We start from the raw sequence: 21,784 nt of genomic DNA, 5'->3' as shown, positions 1-21,784 counted from the left end.
TCGCATGAGCACCCATTCCACTGACCGCCCCATCCGCTTGGCCCGAAAAAACACTCAGGGCATCATCGCCGGCCTGGACATGTGGAATCTCGTCACCCTCGCGGCGGCGGCGGGAATCGCAATCGTCTCGATCAACCGGTGGGGATTCCCCGCATTCTTCGTCTCGATGCCGATCTGGTTGACGCTGGCCGTCGCCGGTCTGGCCCAGTATCACGGGGTCGCGTTCCCACGCATTGCCGCGCAGTGGGTCTCCCTGCAGGTGCGTCGAGCGCTCGGCGGCACGACAACCAGGTTCCGGCCCGAACGCCCACAGATCGCCGGCACCCTGAACCTGCCCGGCCGGCTCGCGAGCATCCAGGTGTGGGATGCGGACGGGCAGGCCGTCNTCGCGAGCATCCAGGTGTGGGATGCGGACGGGCAGGCCGTCGCGTACAACCCGTTCTCCAAGACGATCTCGATCACCGCGGAGCTTGAGGTGCAGGGGTTCCTGATGCTCGAAATGCCCGAACGCAACGAGCTCGCCCGGAACTGGGGCCAGGTGCTGGCCGGGTTCACCCAGCGCGACGGCATCACCCGCGTCTCGCTCCAGGAGCGCACGGTGCCCACCACGATCCTGCCGGCCCGCCAGTTCTACGCCGAGACCGTCACCCGTCGCGGTCTCGACCCCGAGTCGGCGGTCGCCCGTAACTACGGAGACGTCCTCGACCAGTCCGAATCCTTCGCGGTATCGCACAAGAACTACGTCACGCTGACCTTCGATCTGGTCAAGCTGCAAGGCCAGATCAAGAACCTCGGCGGCGGCAAGTCGGGCATTCTCGCGCTGGCCCGCATCGAGACCGCCAACGTGACGGACGCCCTCCGCTCGGCCCGGTTCGACGTGCGCAAGTGGCTCAGCGTGCGCGAATGGGCGGCGCTGGGACGCACCGCGTTCGACCCGGAATACCTCTCCGCGACGCAGAGTCGCCTGCAGGACGATGCCGGCGTCGACCTGGCTGCAATCGGACCGATGGCCCTCGATGAACCGGCTGGGAAGAACGGCATCGTCCGCTCGGATTCGGGCTGGCACTCCACCATGTGGATCCACGAATGGCCGCGCACCGAAACTCACGTCGGTTTCATCGAACCGCTGGTCTTCGCCCGGCACCCGAACTCCGGCGAGGCCGTCACCCACATCTTCTCCTTGGTCCTCACCCCGGTGAAGACCCGCTCCGCGCTCAAGCGCATCGACGACGAAAAGCGCACCTGGCGCACCAACCAACGAGTCAAGGCCAAACGCAACCAGCAAGACAGCGCGGCCGACAACGCCGACTGGGACGCCTTGATCGATCAGGAGCAGAGCATCGTCGCGGGTGAGGGCGAGTATCGGTACGGCGCCTACCTGACCGTGTCGGCAACCAGCGAGGAGAAGTTGAACTCATCGCTCGCCGGGATGCGCAACGCGCTCACCCGCGCCGGGATGGAACCGCAGATTCTGTACTGCCAGCAGGCCGAAGCGCTCATGGTCAGTGCTCTCCCGCTCGGACAGGGGATGAAGTAATGGCTCAGGAAGTCTTCAACGTCACCCCGCCCGGGAAGCGCACGCGCCGCCAGCGTAAGGAGCTGCGCCAGCAGGTCAGCCAGCTCCGACAGCCCCGTGACGGACAGAACACCGCAGACTGCGACACTCGATTCCCCGCCGCCGCGGCCGGCCCGCTCGGCCCGGGTGTCTCAACGGGGGAGTACTGGAACTGGATGCAGCTGGCCCAGCCGCCGCACCAGGCCACGAGCCACAACCTCGCCGGCATCTATCCGTTCGTCGCCGATGATGGCCTCGGTCATGAGGGGCCCTTGCTCGGCGTTGATCTGAACGCCGACGTGCTGTGGCATTTCTCGCCCTGGGATCTGTACATGAACACGACCGCGAAGGCGGCCCTGTCGACGAATATCCTCGTCATCGGCGCGTACCGTTCCGGCAAGTCAGGCACGATCAAACAGCTGTGCACCCGGTCGCTCGCGTTCGGCCACCAGGTTGTGGTCCCCTCGGATTCCAAGGGGGAGTGGGTGATCGTGGCCGAAGCCGTCGGCGGCCAGGTCATCGCGATCGGCGGCGAGAACACCACCGCACGGCTGAACCCGCTCGACCGGGGACCACGGCAGACGGGGGTGTCCGACGACGTCGACGAGATCATGGTTCGTGACCGCCGCCGGGCGACCCTCACGAGCGTCATCGAAGCCACCATTCAGGGGCAGGCGAAACTGTCCCCGATGGAACACACCGCCATCAACTGGGCTCTCGAGCACGCGATCATGGTCACCCAAGACCGGCCTACCATTACCCATGTCTGGCAGGCGCTCGTGTCCCCGGACCAGAGCGCCCAGGGCTACCGGCCGGAGATGGCCAGCAACGGCGAACGAGCCCGGCACGTTCTGGAACGGTTCGTCGCCGGAGACCTGCAGGGCCTGTTCGAAGGGGAGAGCACGGTCGCGTTCGACCCGGATGCCCCCATGGTTGTCGTGGACACATCCGCTCTCTTTGACCGCAGCGAACTCGCGGCGCAGCTCACGCAGATCTGCACCTCCAGCTGGATCCAGGCCGTCATCTCGGACCGCTCCGCTAAACGCACCCGCTACCTCGTGCGCGAGGAAGGGTGGCGCGACATGGCCACCGAACAGGCCCTCCGCACCTACCAGCAGTGGTTGAAGCTGTCCCGCCACTACGGGGTGTCCAACATCGTCATCCTGCACAAGATGAGCGACTTCGACGCCGTCGGCGACGAGGGCTCCAAGGAACGCACCCTCGCATATTCGATCGCCGGGGACATGGAAAACAAGTTCATCTTCCGCCAGAACACCCAGGAAGAGCACAATCTGACCGCCCGGCTCAAGCTCTCGCCCGCGCACGCCCGCCTGTCGCTCACGCTGCAGTCGGGGGTGTTCCTCGCCTACGTCGGCCGGTTCTCCTACATCGTCGACGCGTTCGCCACCTCAACCCAATGGGAACGCGACCTCTTCGAAACCGACGAGGCCGTGGAAGCCGGTTCCGCGAGCGACCAACGCTTCCCCCAGTTCATGCCGAACCAGGACGAACCCGTTTTCGATGAATCGATGCTGGATCGGCTCTGGCCCACCGGCGACCCCCAGTTGGTACAACAGATAGGACACCGCGAATGAGCATTACCACCACCGTCCCTCTTCCCGACGTGCGCGCCGTCGTCACCGACACGACCGTGGAGCTCAGCGTCCTCGGCAACCCCGAGACCATCACCGCCTCGACCTCCGCCGAGCTACGCACCAAAATCATGAGCCGAGTCGTGAAGCTCGCCAGCGGGCTCGGCACCGACGTGCGCCTCGAGGTGCACGACCACGCCGGTCAGTGGCACCTCGTGGCCAGTCCAGACGGGCACCTTCGCGAAGACGAACCACTCCCGCTGACGGAGGAGGAACCTGCACCGGTCGCCCAAAAGATCGAGTCGCCCTCCCTCCCGGCGGAGCAGCTGTCCCCCCACCTCTCCGAGCCGACAGCGGCTGCGGCTGCGACTGCGGCCGTTTCGCCACTCCATGACGCTTCTACCGCGGAGGCAAGTGAGACTGCGGAAGTCTCGGGAGAGGAGCTACCCACCCGCAAGGCAGCACGCGCATCCTTCATCATCGATGAGCGCCGCGAGCCGGCGGCGACCAACGGATGGCGGGGGCTGCTCGCCCGCACGACCGGCCTGCAGGTCCCGGCATCCGTTCTGGAACGCGAGCGCCGCCGACACGTGCAGACAGTCAGCCAGCATTGGCCCGGGCCCCGCAAGATTTCTGTAGTCAACGGCAAGGGCGGCGTCGGCAAGACGCTCACGACAGCCATGCTCACGGCGGTCTTCGCCCGGCACGGTGGTGCCGGTGTACTGGCGTGGGACAACAACGACACCCGCGGAACCCTCGGTTGGCGCACCGAGAAGGGCCCGCACGACGCCACCGTGCAGGATCTCCTCCCGGACACCGTGAAGCTGCTGTCGCCCTCAGCACAGATCTCCGATCTGGCCCGATTCGTGCACCACCAGACCAGCGACAAATACGACGTGCTGCGCTCGAACCCGGAGCTGCTAGCGACCAAACAGCGCATCACCCAGGACGACTTCGACGCTCTGCACGAGGTGGCCGCGAAGTATTTTCGTCTGGTGTTCTTCGACTCCGGCAACGACGAGTCCGCGCCCCGGTGGCTACGGATGATCGACCACACCGACCAGCTCGTCGTGGCTACCACCGCCCTGGGGGAGTCCGCCGAGTCCGGTGCGCTCCTGCTGGAGGCGCTGTCGGAGCGCGATGAACATTCGGCCGCCCTGGCCCGCAATGCCGTCGTCGTCGTGCTGCAATCGGAACGCAACAGCACCCTGTCCGACGCGAAACGGGTCGCCGGCGGCTTCACCGGGCTGGCCCGAATCGCGGTGACGATCCCGTTCGACCGAGCGCTGCACGGGGGAGCGCTGCGCTATGACGCGGTGCGACCGGCGACGCGCGCCGCGTGGCTGAGCGCTGGCGCGGCCGTCGCCGACGGGCTCTAAAGATGGCGCGCACCGCTCAGCAGAACCAGCCGCCGTGGCCCTTGCTCGGCATCATCCTGGCGATGATCCTCATCGTGCACCTCGCTTTTCTCTGCGCGGGCACCGGGATCGGGGCGCTGCGCCTGGACCAGACCCTGCAGGCCCTGGTCATAACGACGACGGGAAACGACGATGGCTTCCAACAGCGCGGGCTGACGGCGCCCGACCTGAAGCTGCTCGGTATCTGGGTGGGTGCCTGGACGGTCATCATCGGCGTGGTACTCGGTGGTTCCTTCATCCTGTGGGACCGCCGGAAGACCGTTCAGAAGGCCGAGCTCTCGACCGGCGCTGAGCTGCGGAAGCGCGTCACCGGTCACGGAGTTCCCGCGGTCGCCCCGTTCGCCCACCTCGACGGGAAGCCCGTCACCATCCGCGAAGAAGACACCTCCTGCACTATCGCCCCACCCCGCGCCGGCAAGAGCGCGTACCTCGCGATCGGGCGCATCGTCGACGCCGCCGGCGCCGTCGTGGCCACCTCGACCAAAGCGGATGTCTTCCGGGTCACCGTGAAGAAGCGCAGCGAGCTTGGGCGTGTGTTCGTGTTTGACTTCGACGGAATCACCCGCTGGCCCGACCAGGCTCGCTGGGACATGGTCGCTGGCTGCGACCGGCCCGACGCCGCCCAGTCCCGGGCCGCCGCGATCGTCAACGCCCGGCCGGCCGGATCCGCCGGGATGAAGGATTCCGCGCACTTCGTCGAAGGGGTGAAGATCATCCTCCGGTCGCTCCTGCATGCCGCCGCGCTCATCCCTGGCGGAGACATGCGCGACGTCGTGCGCTGGGCGCAGGATTTCAACGATCACGAACCCTCCGCGATTCTCCGCGACCTCTCACCCAACGGGGCAATCTGGGCCCGCGAACTCGACCAGTGGTGCCGAGAAGACGCCCCCGAAACCATCGGCAACACCAAAACCACCCTCTCGCGCATCACCGCATCCCTGACGGATGCGCGCGTGCTCGACCTGCTCTGCCCGGCTCGGTCCACGGATGACGGCGACGACACGAAACCCGTGGCCCCGTTCCGGGCGCAGGACTTCGTGCTCTCCACCGACACCGTCTACTGCCTGATCGATGATTCCCGCGAATCCTCGACCGCGCCGATCATCACCGCGCTGGTCTCCGCGATCATCGAGGAGGCCAAGACTGTGTCCCAGCACACAACAAGCGGCCGTCTGCCCACGGCGATGACGCTCGTGCTCGATGAGGTCGCTAACGTGTCGCCGTTGCCGCAGCTACCAAACCTGATGAGCGACGGTGGCGGCCGCGGCCTGCACACCTGGATCTTCGCCCAGTCGATGTCCCAGCTCGTCGGCAAGTGGGGCCCCGAAGCGGCCACCACGATCTTCGAATCGTCGGCCGCGAAAATCATCTTCGGTGGCCTCGCCGACGAGTCATTCCTGGAGAAAATCTCCCGGCTGATCGGCACCCACCACACCACGCAAACCAGCACGTCCGTGCAGCGCGGCACCGGTCGGGACACGTCTTCCACCTCCACCAGCGAACGTGAGGAACGACGGATGAAGGTGGAAGACATCCGCAAAATACCCGAGGGAAAAGCACTCCTTCTATATAGGGAGAAGGAAGCCGTCGTGCAGCTCACCCCCTGGTGGACCCGCCCAGATGCCGACGAGCTGCGCGAGTCGCAGAGCTGGTCGCTGCGCCTCGAGGGGATCACGGCATGAGCGAGGATGAGCTCGACCCGATGAGCATCGAGGGTCTCGACGCCCGGCTGGTGAACGTCGAGACGATCCTGCCCGATCTGTTCGACATGTACGAGCTCCGCGCCGCCGGTGGTCCCTACTATTGGGCGACGCTGCCTCACGACCAGGCCGTGAAGCTCTGGGAGGAGCTCGGGAAGTTTGTGACCTGGCTCGACGGTCGGTATCTCACCAATCTCTCCGATCCCAGCTACAGGCTGCCCGCCTGTTGGTACCGGCATCCGATCGCCATCGAAGAGCTCACCGCCCTTATGGTCGCGCACCGCGCGGCCTACGACACCCGATCGGCCAAGGCGTCCTCTGCCCTTGTCGACTGGCATCAGCGAGCCCTCTGGCCCACCCTCGATTCTCTGAAGCTCCACGCCGGCCTGGCCGGCTGCCGAGACCGCGACGACCACCGCGAGCCCCACGCCGGCCCGGCCGCGTTCAAGGTAACCGAGGACTACCTGCGGTACGTCACCTGATCACTCCCACGCTCTGGCTGTCGAAGCTGACACCCGCAGACGAAACGTCGATTTTGCTGTCGAAAGCGAATTCGACGGGTTCGGTTGACCCCGAACGGCTGGAGCTTCTTAACAATCCGCGCGTCGGAACGATCTAGGCGAGATTTCTCACGGCGCTCAGGTGAACGATACCTGGGGCTTGTTCCGGTCGCCCAGTGCTGGGCGGCACTAATCCGAGCGTGAGATCCCGGATATCTTGGCTTCGCACGTTGACTGCTTGTGCGATCTCGAGAAACCCGCTTCCGCGACCTCGGAGATCGTCGAGGAGCTGAGTCAAGAGGCTCGACTGCTCGGGGCGCAGGATGGACGTCGGCTCACCGCTGCGGAAGCCGCGGGACGCAAGTTGCTGGCACTGCATGCGGTAAACCCACTCGGACAGAACGCCAAGCTTGTGAAGGCGAAAGGTAAGTGCCATCGCGCTGACCCCCCACCGCGATTTCAGGTCAAGCACCCGCTCGGTTGAGATATTCCCGCGTACGGAACCTAAAACGTCGCTTCGCGGCATAAGGAATGCAGCCGCGAAATCGTTCGCTTCCTGTTCCTTCTGGCGCCCCGCGTCCACATTGAACGACCCACTGTGCAAAACCAGGTGCCCCAGTTCGTGAGCGAGGTCGAAACGAATGCGCTCCAGGCTCTTGTGCACGTTCAGGAAAACGACTGGTGTCGCCCCGTTGCGGAAGGAGAACGCATCGATCGCCTTGATCGGGCCGCCCGCAGAGAAGACGCGTATTCCCTTAGCTTCCATGAGCTGGAGGAGATTCTTGATGGGGCGGTAGCCGAGGCCCCATTCAAGGCGAAGGCTTTCTGCAGCCTGCTCGGGCTCAAGAGGTACGTCGCCGCCTACAAGATCCTGAAGCTCCGGAACGGCCGCTGTGGGCAGGTTGTAGGTCTCATCCATCCACTCGCACAGTTCCATAGCTATGACCGAGAGGCCCCGCGCTGCGCCTTCGTCCTTCTTGGCAAGACGCGAAGAGGCACGAAAATGGAAGGCATCCGCTGGCGGTTCGAGTTCGATCGGGCGGAAGAAGAAGTCTTCGGGGAAGTCCAACGTTTTGGCGAACGCGGCGACCGTTTCTGGCTGAGGGGTTTTACGACCTCGAAGGATCGCCGAGAACCACTCGTCGGAGATCTGGGCGGCTTCGGCAATGCTCTTGCCTGTTCGCCCTCGGATGTCACGAGCTGCCGCGAGGCGCTCGTGTTGAAAATTGCGTGACACGATAAAAGTCCGTAAGGGGAGAGGTCGGGGGAGGGGGATGCGTGACTAAGCGCGGCGCGTGACGATGAAGCCGAGGTCTTGCTCGTCTCGACCATCCTCGAATGAGAATGCGTTCGTGGCGAGGTCGTAGGGTGGCATCAGGATTCGGGTCGTCCAGCTGACGATGCGCTCACCCTCAACGCCCATTGGAGACGAGAGCTCGGCGTTCACCCGTCCGCCAGCCTCGTGATAGAGCAAAACCCACATGTCGTCTAGGTCCACGGTGTCGCCGCTTTCTGCGACCACACTGAAGAAAGATGCCTGCCCAGACGGGCTGACAGACTGCAGGAACCGCGCCCCCTTTGGATTACGTGTCTTCGGCGACTTGCCTTCGGACAGCCCCGTGTAGGGGTCCCCACTGCTGACAACAAGCCCGTGACCGCTGTCAACATGGATCCACACCGGAAGGTTCTGAGGGTTGCGGCGCTGGACTTTCATTCCGGCTGCCATGAGCTCGTTATGCAGGTGCTCGACGGTGCGTGCCCAACGGGCATACTCGGGAGCGGATGCTGGAGCGCCAGCGCCCCACGTACTAGCTTCCGCGGCGCCCTGTCCGAGCGCAACCTCGACGCAGTGGCTGTTTAGATGTCGCGGAAGGAGGAGAGCATCGAGTTCCTCGCGCGAACGCGGTTCGTGGATAACGGTCATGGGAAAACTCCTCGCCTGGGTTCAATAAAGTCTACCTCGATTGAGGATGGGATTCTTGAACAAGGTTGGTGTGTCGCAGCTCGTTAGCTAGCGCCGTCTACTGCGCGCGCCAGAGCTCGAGGTCCGACCAGCCCTCAGGCGCCCCCATCGACTCGGTAGTTAGATAGGCGGAACTGGGAAATGAACCCATGAGGTCGACCACGCGGGCCGACCACCCGCTATTCGCGTCGATCGACCGGAGCAGATACGACATCACCGCCAGAGCGTTGTACAGGCCAAACACCTGTTTCGCGGACGCCGCATCCTTGAGATGGCCGAGAAGAGGAACCTGTCCATGACTGGGGCGGGCCGGCGCGCTGACTAACTTGCGATTGAAGAGCCGGGCGTGATGTGCAGAGACGTTCCGGACATAGTTCAGGCTGGAGATCCAGCTGCCCATCACTTTCTTCGAAGGCGCCCCGTAAGCTGCCGCGATCTCCGTCGCGAACGAGTTGTTCAACCCTGAGTAGAGCCGGCCCAGATGCCCGAGCTCCAAGATTTCCGTCAAGGCCCAGATCGGCATCTCGTCGTTGTATTTCTGGCGAAAGTGGGCGACGAACGCTTCGTCAGACTCTGCCTGGCGCGCTTTTACGCGCTCGAGCCATTGCTCATGCTTACTCGGCAAAGTTTCGCCCGTCACACTGTCGATCGGCGCCTCCGTAAACGAATCGACGAAGTTAGCGGGGTCAGCGTGCGCGAACGCCGATTGCCTGCCCAGCACGTACCCGACCTGCATGCGAAAAGAGATCTCAATCCTCTCGATACCCTCGAGGACGAGCATCCGCAGACGACGATCAAAATCGATGAGAGCAGCTGCATCGTCGACCGACGTGCCCGCGCGATAGCGGTTGAGGATATGGAAACGGCTCCGACCTGCGTCATCCACGTATGGTTCCGATTCGCGGAACGGGTAGAGATAGCCAGTGAGGCGGTAGTACCCCACGGCCTGAAGTAGCCCGCGGCAGCTCTCCAGGTCTCGCACCTCAACGCCGCGTGACTTGAGTTTGTCCACCTGTTCGTCGACCGACAACCATTTCTTTGTGTACTCAGCCACGAGTCCCCCAGTTAAAGAAAATCAGCCCGAGCCGTGAGGCGAGCGGGCTGATCGTGATATTGAAAGCGTACCACGGCCGCTTCCGGCACTCCGAGTTGCTGCGGGATGGCTTACTTCTTATTCTTCGATGCGGCAAGCTTCTCGATGTACTTGGCCTTCTCGGTGAGACGCTTCGCCTCTGCCCTGAGTTCTCTCGGGGTCTTGTTCGTCGCGCCGGGAGTTCGTGGCATCGCTGTCTCCATTCTGAGTCGATAAATGATATTTATATCATATCTTTCATGACACGTATCGAGTCAAGAGGGGCTGGATGCGGACTCCGGCAATGCGCTTTCCCCAAGGAGTAAGAGCGGAGGCGGATTCGTCCTCCGGGCCATTACTCCGGCTAAACACATTAGGAGACACGCCCTAACAGGGAAGACGCCTAAGTCGTCACCCCGGGACACGTACAACACCCAACGACGCTCGTCGAGGTCAGAGCACTGTCGGACCCGGATGCCATCATGGAATCGGCAAACTTTTACCGTCCGGGATTCGAACAGATTGGTTCTGAAAATGGCAAAAGGCGACATTCGCACTTACAACGAGGACGGCGTGTGGAAGAGCAAGGTCGAGGGCAGTTCGCGCGCCGCTCACTCTGGGGGTACAAAAGCGGAGCAACAATCTGTGGGCCGTGACATGGCCATAGACCGAGGGGTCGAACACGTGATCACGAAACTCGACGGCACGATCGGGGCGAAAAACACGTATGGCGATGACAGTTTCCCCCCGAAGGGGTAACTTTCTTACAAATCTGAGGAGCCGCAGGACTCGGACTAAATCTTGGGTCCGTGCCGTAACCGGGCAGCGTGCACGTCATGTTGCTCGTCGGGGTCAATTTCGCGCTGGCGAATCCGCCGGACGCGTTCGGCGGCATCAACGTTGCCCTCTGTAGTGCTGGATCCGGACAGGCGCTGCCGTAGTTCGGCGGTTCGATGCCTTGCTTCGGTTGCCGCATGGTCATCAATCACGCGAAGGCGCTCGAGGGATACGGCCGCGACCGCATATGCATCGTCGTCGGGGCGGACCGCACCGAGCGGTGACTCGGCATCCGCGACCTGGTTCAGGTCGCGAAAGGCGAGCACGTTACCGAGGTCACGCCGCCACGCTCTCAGCAGAGAAGCATCATCTGGCTGGGGTCGAAGGGTCGCACTCCACGGTTCCGGCGCCGCGACCGCAGCATCGACGAGCGCCGCCGTTCGATCCTGGATGAGGCCGGCCTGGGCGTGCAGCCAGTCGCGGACCTCGCGGTTGTCCCCGGCGACCCCGGCAGGCGGCGGGGCCACCCATGCTGGCAGCGCACCATCGCCCTTCGTAGCCACGGGCACTCCGACGCGGTGATGATAAATCTTCGCAAACGATTCAACGGTCGAGTCGAGCTCTGTATCCTCGGCCCGCACGGCCGCGGCCAGCTGCGCGCGCACGTCGGCACCGCGCGCTTCGTGTGCCGCGAGCCGGCTCGCGAGATGTGTCCACGCATCGTCGTTGACGATGCGTTCGGCTATATCGGCGTCGAGCACCTCGCGGAGGACCGTTTCCATCCGCCTAATCTGATCCGGGTCGTAGACCCGAACAAGCGCATCCTCATACGCTGGCAACAACGTGGCAAGGCTCGCCGCGGCATCCTGCTCGCGTTGGATTTCCTCGGTCGCAGACCTCTCTGCACCCTCGCGCGCGAGCACCGCGGTGAGGGCATCGATGATCGAAGTGCGCAGGTGGTCGGGAGCGTGGGCATCCACCTCGAGAGTCTCTTCCACAACCGCATACATCCGGTTGGATTCACGACCCCGAGTCGCCGCAACATACAGCTGCTCGCGAGAAGTCGACTGCGGGTCCACAAGAATGTGTGAGGTATCCACGGTCATGCCCTGCACCCGGTTGATCGTGGCCGCATAACCAAGCTCAACGTGCGTGGCCACATACTCGGCCGGCAAAGTCAGCACTCCCCCGTGCCGGAGGCTCTTCACCTTCAGGTCGCCGCCCTCGTCGCCCAAAACCGTCCACAGATCACCATTGGCGACAAAGTCCTTGCCCTGGTTGGAGCGCAACTTCCGGTCGTTCTGCCGCGTCACAATCACATCATTCAGGCCGGCCTTGTTCCCGTCATGCAGCAACGCCCCACTCTTTCCGACAGAGCCCTGGCCGATCAAGTCCAGGCGAGCACGCGCGTTCAGCGCGGCGACCTCTTCGTTGGTGCCCGCGACCATGATGGAGTGCTGGTGATCGGCGCGATCGGCCGCCCATGCCACGTAGATCTCTTCCAGCATGCTCTGACGGATGCCGCCCCGCGTGCGATCCGCAGTGACATAGAAGTCCAGCGAGCTGCTGGCCCCCTCGCGCAGGAGCAGGGACGCGGCCGCTTCGTCGGCGTCGATGAAGCGGTGCACGTGGTCGAGGTAACTGGCGCCCACGCGCTGCTCGATCAGGCGCAGGGCACCACCGGATTCGACTGCGGCCAGCTGCGCCGGGTCCCCCAAGAGGCGGATCGTGGCTCCGTGCTGCTGGGCGAGCGCCAGCACGTCGGCCAGCAACGGGGTCGAGGCCATACCGGCCTCATCAATGAGCAGCACGGTGTTGCGGTCGATGCGGAACTGGTCGGACTCTTGCTGCTCGGGTGACCCGTTACGGTGCACGTCGACGAGCTTGTGCGCCGTCTCCGCTTCTACCTTGATTTCCTCGGCCAGCACCGTCGATGCGGCCGCAGTCGGGGCCAACGCCAGGACCCGGCCACCGCCGGCTTCGACAGCGCGGGCAAACGCCCGCATCGCCGTGGTCTTGCCCGTTCCTGCCGGCCCGATTCCCACCTCGAGGAGGCGGCCACCGGAGGCGAAACGGCGGGCCAGCTCCATCTGGGACGCATCCAACGGATATGAGCTCGAAGCGTTCAACGTCTCCACTGTGGCGGCGAAGGTGGCCGGGTCAACGGTGAAGCCGGCGACGGTGCGGGCCGCGTCGATCAGGCTGTCTTCAATCGCGAGGATGCGCGCCGAAGTGAACCGTTCCGTCCCGTGTACGCGGTAGACGGATTCGCCGTCTTGACGCTGCAAAGCCTCGGGGACCGGGTTGAGCGTCGGCGCGGTGACGGCGATCACGCGGACCATGACGGCGTGCGCGACCGCATCGGCAATCTGCTGCGCGTCGACGCCGGGGCGCACGTTCGCGAACGCCCGGGCGATGCGTTGGGCCTCCGCGGCGACGTGCGACCGACGCCACGTGGCCCGGCTGTCCTCGACCGTGTGCAGCACCCGATCGGCCAGTTCGTCGACACTCAGCGCCGCAAGGATCTCGTCCTGCACCGACAGCTGCTGTCGTTGCAGGACCGTCGTCCCGATCGTGTCAACGGCGACCTCGCCGATGATCCTGATCGCGGCCAGCCGCCACTCGGCGCGCTGCCGCGTCAGGCTCTTCGGAGCGCTCTTGCCCTCCCGGGTTTCGAGGGTTGCGCGCTGGGCGAGGCTCAGCTGTACCGGCTTCGGCGGGGTGCGCCCGTGCTTGGCCACGTACTCCTGCACGAGGGTTTCGTAGGCGTCTTCAATGGCCGCACGGCGGGAGGAGAACGAGTCGCGCAGCTCCCGGCTGATGCCGGCGATCTCCCGCACGCTGCGCTTGTTCCGGCCCCGCGTCTCATCCACGAAGGTCACCCCGAGACGGTTCCGAACCTCCTGCTCGACGAGGGTGTTGTACCGTTCGGATGCCGCAACACCGAGCGCGTGCAGCACCCGCCCGTCAAGCGAACGCCACTTCCCATCAAGGCCCTGCACCTTGGTCGACACGGCGACATGGGTGTGAAGATTGGGGTCCCCGGTGCGGGAATCGCGGTGTTCGAATGCAGTCGCGACAAAGCCGTGGGTGTCGACCTGGGCTACCCCGCCAGCACCAACCCGGGTGACGCCAGCCTCAGTTTCGAGCCAGGAGACGGTGGCCTGCCATGCGGCGTTGTGGGCCTCCCGCACTCGCGCGGAGGTCTCCAAGTCGCCGAGCGCCCAGAGCACGGACACGCTCTTCACCGGTGTGAACACCAGGTCGTATCCGGCGACGGGTTGCCGCGGCGCCTTGCCCATGTGTGAGAGATGCGTGGCCACTTCGGCATCCGTTGCCGCCCTCTTCAACGTGGTGGCGACCCGGTCGGCAGCGATGTTCCAGCGGATCAGATCCCGCTCGACGCCGGGTTCGGGACTGCGCCCGTTCGTGGCCGTGAACTCGGTGTACGCGTCGGCGACGGCGTCATCCCAGCCGTCCGCTATCGCTTGGATGCGCGGGAACCGGCGGCCCAGCCGGGATGCCTGCACGGCGTCTTCCGGGGTCGCTCCCCCGGCGACGGCGGCCCGAATGGCGACCTCCGCATCGGGGTGCAGTCCGTCGCCGAACAAGGCCTGCATCTGCTCTTCAGAGACCACACCGGAGACGCCGAGGTTGGCTAAACCCGACCCGAGCCATTGGCCGACCGGGTTGCCCTCGGCGGTGTAATACTCGGTGAGATCCTCACCGCGGCGCACGGAATGGTCCCCCGCCGCGACCTGGCGGGTCAGGTAGGTGTAGCCATCACCGGCGTGAAGAACATGCACGGTCATCATGGCGAAACCACCTCCTTTCAGACAGGTTAATGCCTGAATCCTCTCCAGACACTATTAGTGCAAGAGGTGTGTCTACTTGCTTTGGTTTTGGCGTGTCGTTTTGGAGCTAGTGAGATCTGTGAAAAGTTTGATCTACGTGACGTTCGATGGGAGTGCTTGATATGGCAACTGGACAGACTGGCAAGAAGATTGACGCTCGGGAGCGAGCACGCCTCGCCCGCACCCGGGTCGACCAGGTACGCGCAGAGCGGGACAACAAGATCGAAGCAACGCTCGCGGAGTTCTTCACCGCCGGTGACGAGCGCGAGGCTTTGATCGTCCAACTCGCCGCCCTCGAGAACACCATGGGCAACACCCTGACGAGTCTCTTCGATCTGGGCGAAAACGCCAGCCGGGTCGCCGATCTCACGGCCCTCCCGGCCAAAGAAGTAAAGCGGATACGCGCCCTCGCCACTGCGACACCAGCGGCTCCCGCTCTCCCCCAGACTTCAACCTCGTAGGTCTATCGGCCCGGACGTCACTGATGTGTGACGCGCCGGGCCGGGCGCGTGCGGTGGGGATAACGCTCGGCGGTTACACCCGCGGTCGTTGCGAGATCGGCCCGATGCGCGGTGCCGAATCCGGGTCGACGTGATACTCGTCGGCTTGAGCACGGGTTCGCGCGGCGAGTTCCTTGATGCGCTCGCGCGCAGCCGAGGCACCATCTACACCCGGCGCATCCGTCCCCTCGGCCCGCAGGTTCTGCTCAGTGGCCATGGCCGCCAGACCTGCCACCACTCGGGCCTGCCGCTCCTGCGCCTCGCGGAGGTCGGCACCGTGCTTGAACGGGTCACCAACACGCGTGTCCACCTCGGTGATCGTCGCCTCGACATCGACCCGTTTCTGCTGGGTCTCGGTGATCAGTTTGGGCAACGACGAGGCCCGGTTCTCGAGCTGCCGCACGAGACCCACCCCCGCCTCGGCGAACTGGTTCCTCGGCACGGTCACGCTCGCCCCCGGAACCCCGCGCAGCTCCGCAACAATGTGCACCTGACCCAGCGACGTACGTGAGGCCACGTCGATTGGGAATCCGCCAACCTGGCCCAACTCGCCCAGCTTCCGATCGGCGTTCGTGGGCAGGTACCGCACGCCGTTCCGGGCCGCCCACTCCCCGATCGCGATTCCAGCATCAGCGCGTTTGCCGTACTGCCGGCCGGCCACCGTCATCCGGAACAGGTCATCGCTCGTGTCCACGACGCTCGGAAGCGCGGCCGTCAGCAGGCCGATGTCGCGGTCCAGCGCCCCGACCTGACTGCTCGCGTTCACGCGCATGCTCACCAGGTTGGTCTGGTTGCGCTGCCAGGCCCGCTCGAGGCGCTGCAGCCTCGACACGTCATTGTTCGCGACGGACTGCTCCATCAGAAGAGGGTTCCCCGACGACAGCGCCTTCGTCTCCGCCGCGCCGAGCGCAACATCGCCGATGTCCTCGATCTCGCGCATGTCGAGCCGACCGCGCATGATCTGGGAGATGAACTTCGCCTTCCGCTCCACCGTCTGCCACATATAGCTGTCGAAACTGCGCTCGACGACGTACCGGTACAGCCCGACCTCGGCATTCTGGTTGCCCTGCCGCACGATGCGCCCGTCGCGCTGCTCAATGTCGGCCGGCCGCCACGGGCAATCCATATGGTGCAGCGCAATCGCGCGCGCCTGCACGTTCGTCCCGACGCCCATCTTCGCCGTCGACCCGACGAGTACGGCCACATGGCCGGCCCGCGCGGCCGCAAACAGCCGCGCCTTGTCGGGGTCGGTTTTCGCTTCGTGTATATAACGGATGGCCTCGGCCGGCATCCCGCCGTCGACCAACTTCAGTCGCAGCTCGTCATACGCATTCCACCGGTCGGGTTTCGGCGTGCCCAGGTCGCTGAACACCAGCTGCAACGCGCCCGGCGTCGGTGACGGCTCCTTCGTCACGTCATCAAGATACGAGAGGTCTTTCGTCTCGTTCCAGATGCGCAGCACCTGGTGCGCGACAGCGTCGATCTTCGTCGGCCCGTTCGGACGGTCTCCGCCGACCATCCGCACGTCCAGGGCGGCCTTCCGGCCATCTGTGGAGATCTTGAGCATGTTGTCTTCTTCGGGGCGCACCGACTTGTTGGCCACCCGTTCGGCACGCTCGCCGATGTCGGCGATGTAGGCCTCAAGCTCGGGCCCGGGCTGCAGAACGAGATTCTCGGGCACCCGCTGCCCGTCGGAGCGTTCCCGTAACAACGGGGTGGGCAGTTTGAGATCTTCGGCGGTTTTCACGTCGGCGAAGACGTGCCACATCCGGAGCATTTCGGGCACGTTCTGAAACTTCGCGAACCGGGTCTTCAGCCGAAAGTTGCCGCCGCCGGTGGGTGCCATCTCCATCTCGGTGACCGTCTGTCCGAACGTTGCCGCCCAGGCATCGAAGTGGCCGATGCCGGCGTTCTCGAGCAGGTCCGGGCGCAGGTAGCGCTGCATCACGTAGGCCTCGGTGATGCTGTTGGCCAGAGGTGTGGCCGTGGCCACGGTCACGACGCGGTCACCGTGCCGGGAGCGCAGGTACTCCAGCTTCATGTGCAGGTCCGTGGCCCGGCCCGCACCGGCGATGCGGGCATCCTGAATGCTTGACTCGGTGGCGAGGTTCTTATAGTCGTGCATCTCGTCGACGACGACGTAGTCGATTCCGGTCGACTCGAAGGTGATTCCGGCATCGCGGGGCTTGTCCGTGAGGTCCTTGTAGGTCTGTTCCAGTGACAGCAGCTTCTTTTCGATGCGCTTGACGCTCATCGCGTCCTCGCCGGTCGCCTCCTCGAACACCGCACGCAGGGTGTCGAGTTCCCGGCTGATGTAACCGGCTTCGGCGATCGGCGACAGGGGGATGCGTTGAAACGCGGTGCGCGTCATGATGATGGCGTCCCAGTCGTTCGCGGCCGCGCGGGCGACGAACAGGCGGCGCTTGTCGCCGGCGAGGTCGTCACTCGACGAGGCCAGGATGCGTGCCTGCGGGTAGATCTGCAGCCACTCGCGGGCGAACTGCTCGAGCATATGGTTGGGCACCACGACCACCGGTTTGGTGACCAGGCCCATTCGGCCCAGCTCCATGGTGCCCATCACCATTTCTGCGGTCTTGCCCGCTCCGACCTGGTGGAACAGCCCGACGGCGGGTTCGGAGAGCATCCGCGCCACCGCGGCGCGCTGGTGTGGTCGCGGGACGAAGTTCAACGCAACCCCGGGCAACGTCAGGTAGTCGCCTTCATGGCTGTAGTCGCGGAGCGCGATGGAGTTGAAACGGCGGTTGTACTCATCGGTGAGGCGTTCCGCCCGCTCCGGGGTCTCCCAGACCCACTCGCCGAATCGTTCCTGCAGCTGGTCGGCTTTCTCCTGCGCCGCCGTGGTCTCCAGGGCGTTCACGACCCGTTTCTTCGAGCCCATCTCTTCGTACTCGTCGAAGACGGTGATGGGCTTCTGCTCCATCAGCGCCTGAGTGAGCATGGTCGCCGGCCGGCGCACGGTGCCCCACTCGCTGGTGGCGCGCAGTGTCTGCCGGTTGCCGCGCACCTCCCACATTCCCGGCATCGGGTTTTCTACACGGATGCTGCGATCGCGCAGGAGCTCCCGGAGGAACTGCTGGTGAGTGTCGGCGTCGACCCACACCGCGCCGAGCCTTGCCTGGATCTGCTCCATGGTGAGCTTCTCCGGCATGGCCGCCTGCAGGGCCGCCACGTTCACTGCGAACCGCTCGGGCTGGGTCTCAGCGGCGGCCTGCGCGGCGTCGAGCTTGATCCGTACGTCCCCGGAGAGGTACTCGGGAGCGTGGATCAGGTTTCCGGTGGTGGGGTCGTCGTAGACCATCTCGCCAAGGCCGGCCCGGGCATCCGCTTCGGTCTGACCGAGCAGGTGCGCGATCGAGTCGAGGTCGATGCGGCCGGTGCGATCCAGGCTCAGAGTGATCGCCTCGGCGGGGGTATCGGCGCCCTGGGCGATGAGACGCTGGGCGACGACACGCTGTTTGAGCATCGCGGCCGGCGACGCGGTCTGCCGTTCCTCGTCGAAGCGTTCCAAGGCCATCACGAGGGGCCCGAACGGGTCGGCGCGCAGCAAACGGGCCGGGGTAGGGGTGATGCGAGCCGTCCCCGCTTCGCCCGTGTCCGGGTCGTCGCGGCCGGTGGAACGTAGGGTGAAGCGGTTGAGCGGGCCGTAGCGGGTCTGGTAGTCGTCATACCGGGTGCGGAGGATGGCGCGGGTGTCGACGATCTCATCGGTGTCATCGACCGTCGCCGCTTCCAAGGCCAGCAGGGCTGTGGTGCCGTCGCGAAGGCCGAGCAGCGCGGTCAGTTCGGTGGCCGCATTCTTCGGAACTTTGAGCGCGGTGTGCACGCCAGCGCGCACGACGGTGAAGGTGCCGTCGTGCTGGTCGACGATGGTGCCATCCCACTGGGTCGGTTCCGCGGGCCGGTAGGTCGCCAGCGCGCGCTCCGAGTGAGCGCTGCGCGCCGTCATCCGTTGGCCGGCTGCGGTCGCATCGGCGACGACACCACTGAGGGCCGTGCGGAGGTCGACCGGGGTGTTTGCGAGGTCAGCGGCTGTCACGGTGAGGGTGTCGTTGCCGTACATTCCGGTGCCGACATGCACGTCGCCGAGGATGTTTTCGGGACGCTGGTCGAAATAGGAGTTGATCTTCACCATGCGCTCATCGACCTGCTGTGCGGTGACGGTTTCCCAGAGTTGGGAGACGGCCGGCTCGCCGATCTCCCGGCGGCGGAAGACCAGCAGGTCGGTCACGACGTCGGTACCGGCGGCGCGGCGGTGCGCCCCGGAGGGCAGCCGCACGGCACCGACGAGATCGGCCATCGCGTTCATCTCACGGCGGGCGGACGGGTTCTGCGCGTCGAGCGTGTAGTGGCTGGTCAGCACGGCGACCAGCCCGCCGGGACGGGTGAGCGCCAAGGCCTTGATGATGAAGTGGTTGTGGATCGAGTGCCGGCCGGCGTTGTGCGCCGGGTCGTGCAGGCGCACGTCCGCGAACGGCACGTTGCCGACCGCGGCATCGAAGTATCCGGTTGGGAACCGGCTGTCGGCGAAGGACTCGGCGCGAATCTCCGCCTGCGGATAGAGGCCGCTCGCGATCAGGGCCGTCGTGCTATCGAGTTCGATTCCGGTCATCCGGGCGCCTTCGGGCGCCAAGCCAATGAAGGTGCCGGATCCCGCACCGGGCTCCAGCACCTGGCCGCCGTCAAAGCCGAGGTCGGTGAGGGCCGCCCAAATTTCGCGCACGTAGGCCGGGTCGGTGTAGTGGGCATTGATCGTGGTGCGGCGCGCTTCGGCGTAGGCGTCGTCGCTGAGCAGAGATTTCAGTTCGGTGCGTTCGCTCGCCCAGCTGTCTTTGTATTCGTCGAAGACGTCGGGCACGGCGCCCCAGCTCGACCACCGGGCGAGCACCTGGTGCTCGTCTCCGGTGGCGGGCCGGCCTTCGGCGCGCAGCTGCTGGGAGAGCCGGATCGCGGCGACGTTTGCGCCGAAACGCGCTTTCGCTCCCGAGGGGGCGAGGCTCTCCTGACTCCCCGGGGTAAAGCTCGGTGCGGCTACTCCGGGTGCGCCTGGGCGATCTTCTCGTAGCGGATATCCGCCGCCCGCTTCATCGTGTCGGCGTTCGCGGTCAAGAACCGGCTCGGGTTCGCCGCCGCGAGCAGCTGCTGGATGAAGGTCACCGGCACGGCCCACTCCTCCGCCGCCAGCTCCTCCTCGTAGGTCGAGGTCGCCCCCTCCGGGCTGTCCTGCACGCTGTCCGCCCATCGTGCCAGTGCCGAGTCCATCGGCCGGGTGGCTTCCCACTCGTCCCGTTCCTGGCTCGGCGACAGCTCCGGGGTGATCCACACCAGATCGGCCAGCACGATCTCCTCGGCCTGCTTCTGCGCCATCGTGAGTCGGCCCGCCTTCTCCAGGTAGTTCTCCCCCGCCGGGTCCGGTCCGGCGATCGTCTGGCTCAGGGCGTCGACCTGGCTCAGCACCTGCTCGCCCAGTTCCTCGAAGAACTGCTCCGGGTTCGGCAACGCCGCGTACCGGCTCGGGGCCACCTTGACCCAGTGATCCCTGGCCTGCGCCCCGTACTTGTTCATCGGTCCCACCATCCTGTTCATTCCAAAAGTCATCAAAACTCAGCTGGCCACTGACCAGGGCAACCTCAACCGGCGACGGCTCAGCGGTTCGTACAGCCTCGAGGTGCGCATCCGCACTGCTCTCATCGACACCCCACAAGTCGAACTCGATTTGAGCGGTTGAAACTTTCCTCTTTGAGCCCTTGCCAGCCATAAGACACTCCCCTGCACCCCAAACGGGCGCTTCGAGGAGGTTAACAGCGTTGGCAACAACTCAACAATTCGAGAGCACTCAAGACCCGCGAGATTCCGCGGGCACGCGGCGCCCATGATCATGCCCCCGATTTCGAAGGCTCGACAATGGCGTCTATGGCCGCTGCCTCCCGGCGGGTGTGCCGTTCAACTGCCCGGTACACACTGCTCCGCGAGATATTAAACATCGTCGCAATTTCCGAAATATCAGTCTTCGGGTCAGCGAAGTGAAGCGCAACAGCGGCATCCTGTTTCGGCGTGAGCTTCGGCTGTCTCCCCCGCAATTTCCTCCGAACGCTCGGCCTAGCCATGGCCTCCTTCGTGCGGAGACTAATCCACCCGCCCTCAGCCTCGGCAACGGAAGCAAGCATGGTGAAGATCATCTTCGCCATCGGGTCCTTCGGGTCATAAACCATGCCGTTATTGCTCAAGATAACTTCGCGCTCACCAAGCTCCTTGATGATCTCCAACGTGTCGAGCGCGTTGCGTGCGAGTCGATCGAGGCTAGGAACGATAAGCGTGTCGCCGGCGCGACAGGCAGCCAGTGCCTTTTCCAACCCATCACGAGTCATATTCTTGCCGGTGAAGCCCTTGTCGGTATAGATCCGCTTCGGGTCGACACCAAGCGCAGTGAGCTTTCCGATCTGCGTCTCAAGATCCTGCATCACCGTGGATACACGGGCATAACCAACCAACACGGTGCGCTCCCCTAACTTTCTTTACTCACTCTCCTGAGAGAGTATCAGATAGGCACCCCTCTACGGGATTCTTAAAGGACAGCCTTACTGAACCGCATTAAGGCCCGTGTTTCCGGAGCCGGCGCAAACAACTTGTGGCATTCGTTGAACGATCCTCTTACGAACACGTAGGGACAGCTGGAGCCGGGACTCGTGGATGGGCGTCAAGGACTTGAGAAGCTGGCCCGCCATCCGTTCACCAGGTGTTGAACGTCTCCCGGGGTGACGATGTGGGCGTCTTCCCCGGTGACAATGGGGTTTAGCGCGTCAGGATTTGGTATCTGTTCGTCGGCGGCGTCAGG

15 protein-coding genes are annotated in these 21,784 nt (G+C 64.7%); 8 read left to right on the top strand and 7 right to left on the bottom strand.

Translation table 11 applies throughout. The features are described 5' to 3' along the window. The first annotated feature begins 4 nt into the window (after window positions 1-4). From D6T64_RS23505 to D6T64_RS04520, 5 genes are read left to right on the top strand one after another with little or no spacing between them, the layout of a single operon-like run. The gene (locus D6T64_RS23505) at window positions 5-1,537 is read left to right on the top strand and encodes an SCO6880 family protein (RefSeq protein ID WP_119972306.1); all 1,533 of its coding nucleotides are present in this window, start codon (window positions 5-7) and stop codon (window positions 1,535-1,537) included. Beyond that, on the top strand, window positions 1,537-3,150 hold the full coding sequence (locus D6T64_RS04535; protein WP_119972303.1) for a hypothetical protein: 1,614 nt from the start codon (window positions 1,537-1,539) through the stop codon (window positions 3,148-3,150). The genes D6T64_RS23505 and D6T64_RS04535 overlap by 1 nt, the downstream gene beginning before the upstream one ends. Continuing rightward, window positions 3,147-4,526: an AAA family ATPase gene (locus D6T64_RS04530; RefSeq protein WP_119972300.1), complete on the top strand. Its 1,380-nt coding sequence runs from the start codon at window positions 3,147-3,149 to the stop codon at window positions 4,524-4,526. The genes D6T64_RS04535 and D6T64_RS04530 overlap by 4 nt, the downstream gene beginning before the upstream one ends. A 2-nt stretch (window positions 4,527-4,528) precedes the next feature. Next, entirely contained in the window at window positions 4,529-6,247 is a 1,719-nt protein-coding gene (locus D6T64_RS04525) for a type IV secretory system conjugative DNA transfer family protein (protein ID WP_119972296.1), read from the top strand. Further along, the gene (locus D6T64_RS04520; RefSeq protein WP_119972294.1) at window positions 6,244-6,747 is read left to right on the top strand and encodes a hypothetical protein; all 504 of its coding nucleotides are present in this window, start codon (window positions 6,244-6,246) and stop codon (window positions 6,745-6,747) included. The genes D6T64_RS04525 and D6T64_RS04520 overlap by 4 nt, the downstream gene beginning before the upstream one ends. A gap of 133 nt (window positions 6,748-6,880) precedes the next feature. Here D6T64_RS04520 and D6T64_RS04515 read toward each other — a convergent pair whose 3' ends face one another. The 3 genes from D6T64_RS04515 to D6T64_RS04505 all read right to left on the bottom strand — a co-directional run bounded on the left by D6T64_RS04515 (window position 6,881) and on the right by D6T64_RS04505 (window position 9,782). Beyond that, window positions 6,881-8,002, bottom strand: coding sequence for a helix-turn-helix domain-containing protein (locus D6T64_RS04515; protein ID WP_119972291.1), 1,122 nt, complete (start codon window positions 8,000-8,002; stop codon window positions 6,881-6,883). 45 nt (window positions 8,003-8,047) lie between these two features. Continuing rightward, entirely contained in the window at window positions 8,048-8,689 is a 642-nt protein-coding gene (locus D6T64_RS22180) for a hypothetical protein (RefSeq protein ID WP_147364463.1), read from the bottom strand. A 97-nt stretch (window positions 8,690-8,786) separates the two neighbouring features. Next, window positions 8,787-9,782, bottom strand: a complete 996-nt coding sequence (locus D6T64_RS04505) for an Abi family protein (RefSeq protein ID WP_119972285.1) — start codon at window positions 9,780-9,782, stop codon at window positions 8,787-8,789. 552 nt (window positions 9,783-10,334) lie between these two features. Here D6T64_RS04505 and D6T64_RS04500 point away from each other — a divergent pair. Further along, a complete protein-coding gene (locus tag D6T64_RS04500) occupies window positions 10,335-10,559 on the top strand; it encodes a DUF2188 domain-containing protein (protein ID WP_119972282.1) in 225 nt (74 codons plus the stop codon). A gap of 35 nt (window positions 10,560-10,594) precedes the next feature. On the opposite strand, the gene mobF is transcribed toward D6T64_RS04500, so the two are convergent. Next, window positions 10,595-14,392, bottom strand: coding sequence for a MobF family relaxase (gene mobF / locus D6T64_RS04495; protein ID WP_119972279.1), 3,798 nt, complete (start codon window positions 14,390-14,392; stop codon window positions 10,595-10,597). A gap of 161 nt (window positions 14,393-14,553) precedes the next feature. Between mobF and D6T64_RS04490 the strand changes: the two genes are divergently transcribed. Further along, a complete protein-coding gene (locus tag D6T64_RS04490; protein WP_147364462.1) occupies window positions 14,554-14,892 on the top strand; it encodes a hypothetical protein in 339 nt (112 codons plus the stop codon). A 73-nt stretch (window positions 14,893-14,965) separates the two neighbouring features. On the opposite strand, the gene D6T64_RS04485 is transcribed toward D6T64_RS04490, so the two are convergent. Further along, window positions 14,966-19,837 carry a helicase gene (locus tag D6T64_RS04485; protein ID WP_119972272.1) on the bottom strand — a complete coding sequence of 1,624 codons (4,872 nt, stop codon included), beginning with the start codon at window positions 19,835-19,837 and terminating at the stop codon, window positions 14,966-14,968. Between the two features lie 143 nt (window positions 19,838-19,980). Further along, window positions 19,981-20,514 (bottom strand): hypothetical protein, encoded by a 534-nt coding sequence (locus tag D6T64_RS04480; RefSeq protein ID WP_119972269.1) that lies wholly within the window; start codon window positions 20,512-20,514, stop codon window positions 19,981-19,983. Here D6T64_RS04480 and D6T64_RS22510 point away from each other — a divergent pair. Next, window positions 20,507-20,677: a hypothetical protein gene (locus tag D6T64_RS22510; RefSeq protein WP_158594805.1), complete on the top strand. Its 171-nt coding sequence runs from the start codon at window positions 20,507-20,509 to the stop codon at window positions 20,675-20,677. The two genes, D6T64_RS04480 and D6T64_RS22510, sit on opposite strands and share 8 nt — an antisense overlap. A gap of 148 nt (window positions 20,678-20,825) precedes the next feature. Here D6T64_RS22510 and D6T64_RS04475 read toward each other — a convergent pair whose 3' ends face one another. Beyond that, on the bottom strand, window positions 20,826-21,443 hold the full coding sequence (locus D6T64_RS04475) for a recombinase family protein (protein WP_119972265.1): 618 nt from the start codon (window positions 21,441-21,443) through the stop codon (window positions 20,826-20,828). Between the last annotated feature and the right edge of the window lie 341 nt (window positions 21,444-21,784).

It is taken from the genome of Cryobacterium melibiosiphilum (assembly GCF_003602235.1).
GTDB lineage: Bacteria > Actinomycetota > Actinomycetes > Actinomycetales > Microbacteriaceae > Cryobacterium > Cryobacterium melibiosiphilum.
The sequence above is the reverse complement of the archived record's forward strand: the minus strand, read 5'-3'. Positions and strand labels throughout refer to the sequence as shown.

What these genes read in the sequence shown, in the direction of transcription:
- mobF (WP_119972279.1), bottom strand. Translation starts at nt 14,392, where the DNA reads ATGATGACCGTGCATGTTCTTCACGCCGGTGATGGCTACACCTACCTG.
- D6T64_RS04535 (WP_119972303.1), top strand. Translation starts at nt 1,537, where the DNA reads ATGGCTCAGGAAGTCTTCAACGTCACCCCGCCCGGGAAGCGCACGCGC.
- D6T64_RS22180 (WP_147364463.1), bottom strand. Translation starts at nt 8,689, where the DNA reads ATGACCGTTATCCACGAACCGCGTTCGCGCGAGGAACTCGATGCTCTC.
- D6T64_RS04500 (WP_119972282.1), top strand. Translation starts at nt 10,335, where the DNA reads ATGGCAAAAGGCGACATTCGCACTTACAACGAGGACGGCGTGTGGAAG.
- D6T64_RS04530 (WP_119972300.1), top strand. Translation starts at nt 3,147, where the DNA reads ATGAGCATTACCACCACCGTCCCTCTTCCCGACGTGCGCGCCGTCGTC.
- D6T64_RS04480 (WP_119972269.1), bottom strand. Translation starts at nt 20,514, where the DNA reads ATGAACAAGTACGGGGCGCAGGCCAGGGATCACTGGGTCAAGGTGGCC.
- D6T64_RS04520 (WP_119972294.1), top strand. Translation starts at nt 6,244, where the DNA reads ATGAGCGAGGATGAGCTCGACCCGATGAGCATCGAGGGTCTCGACGCC.
- D6T64_RS04490 (WP_147364462.1), top strand. Translation starts at nt 14,554, where the DNA reads ATGGCAACTGGACAGACTGGCAAGAAGATTGACGCTCGGGAGCGAGCA.
- D6T64_RS04525 (WP_119972296.1), top strand. Translation starts at nt 4,529, where the DNA reads ATGGCGCGCACCGCTCAGCAGAACCAGCCGCCGTGGCCCTTGCTCGGC.